The 7,470-nt window shown below is 73.4% G+C and carries 7 protein-coding genes; 4 read left to right on the top strand and 3 right to left on the bottom strand.

Annotated features, from left to right (window positions below; translation table 11 throughout):
* Window positions 1-717: 717 nt before the first annotated feature.
* Complete coding sequence (locus ACFZAU_RS41610; protein WP_500556575.1) at window positions 718-1,359, bottom strand: TetR/AcrR family transcriptional regulator; 642 nt, start codon at window positions 1,357-1,359, stop codon at window positions 718-720.
* 68 nt (window positions 1,360-1,427) lie between these two features.
* Here ACFZAU_RS41610 and ACFZAU_RS41605 point away from each other — a divergent pair, with 68 nt between their 5' ends.
* Complete coding sequence (locus tag ACFZAU_RS41605; RefSeq protein WP_500556574.1) at window positions 1,428-2,579, top strand: acyl-CoA dehydrogenase family protein; 1,152 nt, start codon at window positions 1,428-1,430, stop codon at window positions 2,577-2,579.
* Between the two features lie 71 nt (window positions 2,580-2,650).
* Window positions 2,651-3,286, top strand: coding sequence for a TetR/AcrR family transcriptional regulator (locus ACFZAU_RS41600; protein WP_499603717.1), 636 nt, complete (start codon window positions 2,651-2,653; stop codon window positions 3,284-3,286).
* Here the strand turns inward: ACFZAU_RS41600 and ACFZAU_RS41595 are convergent.
* Window positions 3,277-3,738, bottom strand: coding sequence for a MaoC family dehydratase (locus ACFZAU_RS41595; protein ID WP_500556573.1), 462 nt, complete (start codon window positions 3,736-3,738; stop codon window positions 3,277-3,279). The genes ACFZAU_RS41600 and ACFZAU_RS41595 overlap by 10 nt on opposite strands.
* A 126-nt stretch (window positions 3,739-3,864) precedes the next feature.
* Here ACFZAU_RS41595 and ACFZAU_RS41590 point away from each other — a divergent pair, with 126 nt between their 5' ends.
* Together ACFZAU_RS41590 and soxR are read left to right on the top strand one after the other, a co-directional pair.
* The gene (locus ACFZAU_RS41590; protein WP_500556572.1) at window positions 3,865-5,184 is read left to right on the top strand and encodes a glycosyltransferase 87 family protein; all 1,320 of its coding nucleotides are present in this window, start codon (window positions 3,865-3,867) and stop codon (window positions 5,182-5,184) included.
* A 9-nt stretch (window positions 5,185-5,193) separates the two neighbouring features.
* Entirely contained in the window at window positions 5,194-5,736 is a 543-nt protein-coding gene (soxR, locus tag ACFZAU_RS41585; RefSeq protein WP_499603712.1) for a redox-sensitive transcriptional activator SoxR, read from the top strand.
* Here the strand turns inward: soxR and ACFZAU_RS41580 are convergent.
* Entirely contained in the window at window positions 5,669-7,114 is a 1,446-nt protein-coding gene (locus ACFZAU_RS41580; RefSeq protein ID WP_500556571.1) for an amidase, read from the bottom strand. The genes soxR and ACFZAU_RS41580 overlap by 68 nt on opposite strands.
* Between the last annotated feature and the right edge of the window lie 356 nt (window positions 7,115-7,470).

Genomic DNA, 7,470 nt, shown 5'->3' with positions numbered 1-7,470 from the left:
CACTGTGCATGGGTGGGCCGGGGGCGGGGCCTCCGGGGTGGGCATTCTGTACCGCATATTTATGTGCATGGCGGGCAGCACTTGTTCTTGCCGTCTGTGCCGCACATCAAATACACGTCAGCGTCCAGAACGCCCACCCCTACGACCCCACCCCCTCCGCCGGTTCCGCGACCAACGGCCGGTGGGTGGTCACAAGGCAGCCCGGGGGCACCGCACCTGTCCGACGCACCCCAACGGGACACCCTGCGCCCGCGCAACAGGGAGGGGTGTGGCGGGGTGCTCCTCCTGGCCGAAGGCTGGGGGAGGTGGGCGGCGGACCCGGTGCCGAATGATGTGGGCTTGAGCGGCGGGGCTGTCGGGGTCCGAGAGCGGTTCCGGGTACCCCCGCACGCCTATCTGACCCCCCACCGGCCGTTGTGCGCCCACACACCAGGAGGGGGTGTGTCGGGGTGCTCCCCCCGGCCGAAGGCTGGGGGAGACGAGCGGCGAACGCGGTGCCGAATGATGTGGACGTAGACCGCGAGCGTTGAGGACGTGCGCCGGCGCGGCGCCGACCCCACCACAACGTGCGAGGCCCGCACCAATCGCGCCGGGCAATCGGGCGGGAGGGTGGGGGAGAAACCCCAACAGAAACCACAACGGCGCCGCACACAACCACCGGGCCGCACACAACCCACCGGGCAGCCCCGCACAACGGCGCCGCACGCAACAACAGCCCTACCCGGCACAGCCCAGCGCAGCGAACTGGAGCGCGAGCCCGTCCACCAACGCCCGCAGCCCCGTCTCGAACGCACCCTCGTCCACCTGCTGCTGCCGTTCCGCGAGGAGGTGCGCCTGCCCGAGGTGCGGGTAGTCCGCCGGGTCGTAGGCGGACGCGTCGTCGACGAAGCCCCGCGCGAAGGACCCCAGCGCCGACCCGGCCACGAAGTACCGCATGAGCGCGCCCACGCGGGTGGCGTGGGCCGGGGGCCAGCCGGCGGCGGTCATGCCGCCGAAGACCGCGTCCGCCATGCGCAGGCCGGCCGGGCGGCGGCCGGGGCCCTGGGCGAGGAACGGGACGATGTGGGGGTGGGCCGCGAGCGCGGCGCGGTAGGAGCGGGCCCAGGCGACGAGGGCGTCCCGCCAGTCGCGGCCGTCGTCGAACATGGCGAGGTCGACCTCGCCGACGACCGCGTCGGCGACGGCGTCCAGGATGTCGTCCTTGGTCGGGAAGTGGTTGTAGAGGCTCGGCCCGCTGACGCCGAGCTCCGCCGCGAGGCGGCGCGTGGAGACGGCCTGCAGCCCTTCCCCGTCCACGAGCGCGAGTGCCGTGGAGACGATGCGTTCGCGGCTGAGCAGGGGCTTGCGGGGGCGGGCCATGCGGCACATAGTAGAGGCTGCCCCCAGGAAACTAGCAGTGGTAATTTAAAGCCGAACCGAGGTGCGCCGTGAATCTTGAGCTGTCCGAGGAGCAGGCCGCGGTCCGCGCGCTGGCCGCCGAGTTCACCGCGCGTGAGATCGTGCCGCACGCGGCCGCGTGGGACCGGGCGGAGGCCGTGGACCGGGGCATCGTCAAGAAGCTGGGCGACGTGGGCTTCCTGGGGCTGACGTTGCCGGAGGAGTACGGCGGCTCGGGCGGCGACCACCTGGCGTACTGCCTGGTCACCGAGGAGCTGGGGCGCGGCGACTCCTCGGTGCGCGGCATCGTGTCCGTTTCGCTCGGGCTGGTGGCGAAGTCGGTCGCGCACTGGGGCACGGAGGAGCAGAAGCGGGAGTGGCTGCCCCGGCTGGCCTCCGGGGAGGCGCTGGGCTGCTTCGGGCTGACCGAGCCCGGCACCGGCTCGGACGCCGGCAACCTGACCACGCGCGCCCGGCGCGACGGCGGCGACTACGTGATCAACGGCGCCAAGATGTTCATCACCAACGGCACCTGGGCGGACGTCGTCCTGCTGTTCGCCCGCACCAACGACGCCCCCGGCCACAAGGGCGTCAGCGCCTTCCTGGTCCCCACCGACAGTCCCGGCCTCGCCCGGTACGAGGTGCACGGGAAGCTGGGGCTGCGCGGCCAGGCCACCGCGGAGCTGGTGCTGGAGGACGTGCGCGTGCCGGCCTCCGCGATGCTCGGGCCGGAGGGGAAGGGCTTCTCCGTGGCCATGTCCGCCCTGGCCAAGGGCCGGATGTCGGTCGCCGCGGGGTGCGTGGGCATCGCGCAGGCGGCGCTCGACGCCGCCGTGGGCTACGCCAAGGAGCGCGAGCAGTTCGGCAAGCCGATCGCCGGGCACCAGCTGGTGCAGGAGCTGCTCGCGGACATCGCCCTGGACGTGGACGCCGCCCGGCTGCTGACCTGGCGGGTCGCCGACCTGATCGACCGGGGCCTGCCCTTCGCCGCGGAGTCGTCCAAGGCGAAGCTCTTCGCCAGTGAGGCGGCGGTGCGCTGCGCCGGCAACGCGCTGCAGGTCTTCGGCGGCTACGGCTACATCGACGAGTACCCCGTGGGCAAGCTGCTGCGGGACGCCCGCGTGATGACCCTGTACGAGGGGACGAGCCAGATCCAGAAGCTGCTGATCGGCCGGGAGCTCACGGGGGTGTCGGCCTTCTGAGGGGACGGGCCCGCGCCGACCGACCGCTCGGTATCTAAGCGCTTGCTCAGCGTCCATGTAGGGTGTCCGCCATGGACGTGGAGGCGGAGCGGTCGGAGCAGCGGACCGAGGCGTGGACCGGTGTCACCCCTGATGCCGCCCGGCGGCTGGTGATCGCCGCGGTCGAGGCGTTCGCGGAGCGCGGCTACCACGCGACGACCACGCGCGACATCGCCGGCCGGGCCGGCATGAGCCCTGCGGCGCTCTACATCCACTACAAGACCAAGGAAGAGCTGCTCTACCAGATCAGCGTGGTCGGGCACCGGCTCTCGCTCGGGCTGCTCCAGGACGCCGCCGACGGCGACGGCGGCCCCGCCGACCGGCTGGCCACGGCCGTGCGCTCCTTCGTGCGCTGGCACGCGGAGCACCACACCACCGGCCGGGTCGTGCAGTACGAACTCGGCGCGCTCGGCCCCGAGCACTACACCGAGGTGGTGGAGCTGCGCCGCAAGAGCGAGGCGGCGGTCCGCTCGGTCATCCACGACGGCGTGCAGGCCGGGGAGTTCGACGTCCCCGACGTCTCCGGAACCACCGTCGCGCTGCTGTCGCTCTGCATCGACGTGGCCCGCTGGTTCAACCCCGGAGGGCGCCGGACGCCGGACGGGATCGGCGCGCTGTACGCCGATCTCGCCCTGCGCATGGTCGGGTACGCGCCCCGTCAGAGGTAGAAGCGGACGACCGTCTCGGCCACGCACACCGGCTTCTCGCCGCCCTCCCGCTCCACGGTGATCGCCACGACGAGCTGGGCGCCGCCGGGCACCTCGCTCACCTCGGCGATCCGGCCGGTCGCCCGCAGGCGCGAGCCGACCGGTACGGGGGAGGGGAAACGGACCTTGTTCACCCCGTAGTTGACGCCCATCTTCACGCCCTCGACCCGCAGCAGCTCCGGCGTGAAGGACGGGATCAGCGACAGCGTCAGGTAGCCGTGCGCGATGGTCGTGCCGAAGGGGCCCTGGGCCGCCTTCTGCGGATCCACGTGGATCCACTGGTGGTCCCCGGTGGCGTCCGCGAACAGGTCGATCCGCTTCTGGTCGACCTCCAGCCAGCCGGTCGTGCCGAGGTCCTCCCCGATGGCCTCCTTCAGTTCGCCGACCGAGGTGAAGATCCTGGGCTGTCCCATGTCATGCCTCCCGTACTGTCCAAGCGCTTGCTCAGCATGGTCTCCGCGGCGGACCCGTGTCAACGCCCCGCACCCGGCGCGTATCAACGGCCGTTCGTCCGGTTTGTGACTATCTTTCATCTCCGTATGTCCCTGTTCGCGCCGGTGGAGGAGACGGAAGTGGCCGAGGCCCCCACGGAGACCAGCCCGTCCGACTGGCACACGGTGGAGGTCCGGCACGGCGGCGGCACCCCCGCCGCGGCGGGCGCCGGCATCGCCTTGCTGCGGCCCGCGACCTGGCCCCAGACCTGGCTCGCCCTCGGCGTCTACTGGCTCGCCAGCCGGGTGGTCATGCTGGCCCTGCTGCGCAGCGGGCAGGGCGACATCGCCCGCGAGGTGCACTTCCTCTACCGCCGGTGGAGCGAGGGCTTCACGCACGGGACGTTCCCCGTCGGCGACGTGACCTGGCAGTACCCGCCCGGCGCCGCCCTGGTGATGCTCGCCCCGGAACTGCTGCCCGGGCTCAGCTACTTCCAGGGCTTCGTCCTGTTGTCGCTCGCCGCCGACGCCGTCGTCCTGCTGCTCCTCCTGCGGGCCGGGACCGGCCGCCCCGGCCGCAGCACGGCCGGGGCGTGGCTGTGGGCGCTGGCACTGCCGCTGCTGATGCACCTGCCCTACGCCCGCTACGACCTGATGGTCACCGTCGTCGCCGTCGGCGCGCTGCTCGCCCTGCCCGCGCGGCCACGGCTCGGCGGCGCGCTCGCCGGACTCGCCGCCCTCATCAAGCTCTGGCCCGTCCTCACCGTGCTCGGCACCCCGCGCGGCCGCACCACCCGGGAGACCTGGACCGCGCTCGCCCTGTCCGCCGGCGGCCTGCTCCTGGTGCTGTGCACCGCGTTCCGCGGCGCGTTCGGCTTCCTGTCCGCCCAGCACCACCGCGGGGTCGAGATCGAGTCCCTCGGCGGCACCTTCCTCCACGTCGCCGAGATGTTCGGCTGGCCGGGCCGGGTGGTCGCGCACTACGGGTCGCTGGAGTTCACCGGCCCGTACGTCGCCGAGATCACCACCGCCTCCCTGCTGCTCACCGGGACCTCCCTGCTGTGGCTGCTGATGTGGCGCGTGCGGGCGGCCCGCTGGACCCCGGCCACGCCGTACGACGCCGCGCTGGCGGCCGTGCTCCTCTTCACCGTCACCAGCCGGGTCATCAGCCCCCAGTACCTGGTCTGGCTGATCGGCCTCGGCGCGGTCTGCCTGACCACGCGGCAGACCACCCAACGCCCGGCCGCCGCCCTGGTGCTGCTCGCCACCGCCGTGACCACGGTCGACTACCCGCTCTTCTTCGCGGACGTCACCGCCGCCACCTGGCAGGGCGCCGTCATCGTCGCCGTCCGCAACACGCTGCTGGTCGCCGCCGCGCTCGTCTCCTGCGCCCGGCTGTGGCGGAACAGCGTCCCGCACCGCAAGTAGAGTCGTGGCGTGGCGAGGATCCCCGGCGAGCACCGCGAACTGACCGTAGGCCAGCTGAGCGGGCGCAGCGGCGCCGCCGTCTCCGCGCTGCGCTACTACGAGGCCCAGGGCCTGATCCGCAGCCGCCGCACCAGCGGCAACCAGCGCCGCTACACCCGCGACACCCTGCGCCGCGTCGCCTTCATCCGGGCCTCCCAGCGGGTCGGCATGCCGCTCGCCGCGATCCGCGAGGCACTGGACGGCCTGCCCGAGGGCCGCACCCCGGACCGGGCCGACTGGGCCCGGCTCTCCGCGGGCTGGCGGGCCGAACTCGACGCCCGCATCGACCGGCTCACCGCGCTCCGCGACAGCCTCGACGACTGCATCGGCTGCGGCTGCCTCTCCCTGGACCGCTGCGCCCTGTCCAACCCCGGCGACACGCTCGGCGACCAGGGACCGGGAGCACGGCGGCTGCTCGGCACGGAGCCGCCGCGCCCCGCCCCCGCTACCAGATCGCGGGCCTGCGGGCGGCCCACGGACGGGCCGACTCCAACTGCGCCGACAGCGAGATGAGCGTCGCCTCGTCCCCGAAGCGGCCGCCGAACATCACACCGATCGGCAGATCCTCCTCCGTCCAGTGCAGCGGCACGTTCACGGCCGGCTGGCCGGTCGCGTTGAACACCGGCGTGAACGGCGTGTAACCGGCCAGCCCCGCGAACTCGGCCGCCGGGTCGGCGTCGTTCCGCAGACCCGCGCTCCCCACGAACGCCGGGGGCTGCGCCAGCGTCGGGGTCAGCACCACGTCGTACGAGGAGAGCAACGCGTCCGCGATCAGCTGCCCCAGCGCCCGGAACGCGTACAGGGCCGCGGCGAACTCCGGGCCGCTCACCCGGCCGCCCTCGGCCCGCAGGTGCCGGGTGAGCGGCATCAGCAGCTCCTCCTGCTCCGGCGCCACCGGGTAGACGGTGGCCATCACGCCCCACACCCGGGTGAAGGCGTCCAGGACCGCGCCGTCGACGGGCAGTTCCAGCTCGTCCACCTGGTGGCCGAGACCCCGCAGCAGCTCGGCGGCGCCGTCGTACGCGGCACGGCAGTCCGGGTGCAGCTCGACCCCCGGCACGGGGGGCCGGGGCAGGCCGGCCACGCGCAGCGTCCCCGGGTCGCGGGTGACGTACGAGGAGAACGTCTCACCCGGCGGCAGCGAGGGCGCGCCGTACGGGTCGCCCGGCATCGGGCCCGCCAGGACGTCGAGCAGGGCCGCCGCGTCCGCGACCGTACGGGCGATCGGGCCGCTGCCGCTCAGGCCGCTCACGTCGTGCTGCACCGGGCCCGCGCTCACCCTGCCGCGGCTCGGTTTGATGCCGAACAGTCCGCAGACGGAGGAGGGGATACGGATCGAGCCGCCGCCGTCGCTGCCCTGCGCGACCGGGGCCAGCCCCGAGGCGACCGCGGCCGCCGCGCCGCCGCTGGAGCCGCCGGCGGACCGCTCCAGGTCCCACGGGGTGCGGGCGGGCGGCGCGAGCTTGTTCTCGGTGTAGCAGGGCAGCCCGAACTCCGGGGTGTTGGTCTTCCCCAGCAGCACCGTGCCGGCCGCGCGCAATCGGGCGGCGACGTGGTCGTCGACGTCCGGCACGTGGTCGGCGTACGCCTGCGATCCCAGGGTGCAGCGGACTCCGGCCACGAAGTTGAGGTCCTTGACCGGGACCGGGACGCCGTGCAGCGCCGACAGCTCTCCCTCCCGATCCCCGCGGCGGGCCGCCAGTGCCTCCGACTCGGCGTCGGCGGCCTGCTTGCGGGCGATCTCCGGGGTGACCGTGATGAACGCCCCGAGGGTCCCGTTGTGCCGGTCGACCCGGTCCAGATAGTGCTCGGCGAGCTCCGTGGGGGAGACCTCCCCCGCCTTGATCGCCTTCCCCTGCTCCAGCGCCGTCAGATCGTGCAGCTCCGCCATGTGCCGGTCCCGTCCCTCCGCGCGAGGTACTTGCCTGGGCTGGCATCGTCGCACCGTCCCCGTGGGGGTGTCAGTACGGCGGGGTGCGTCTGTGCGGGCCGGTTGTCGCGCCTGCGGGCAGCTGCGCCGGGCTGCCGGGTTGTTGGGCGCGGGTTGTTTGCGCCTGCGGGCAGCTGCGCTGGGCTGCCCGGTGGGTGTGTGCGGGTTGTTTGCGCCTGCGGCGGGCGTCCGCCCGCCCGCCCTCCCGATTGCCCGGCGCGGTTGGTGCGGGGCTCGCTCTGTGGGTTGGTGGGCCGGGGGCGGGGCCTCCGGGGTGGGCATTCTGTACCGCATATTTATGTGCATGGCGGGCAGCA

This window comes from Streptomyces sp. NPDC008238 (assembly GCF_042956445.1).
Classification (GTDB): domain Bacteria; phylum Actinomycetota; class Actinomycetes; order Streptomycetales; family Streptomycetaceae; genus Actinacidiphila.
Note: the sequence above shows the minus strand (reverse complement) of the source record. Positions and strands in the feature narration are given on the sequence as shown.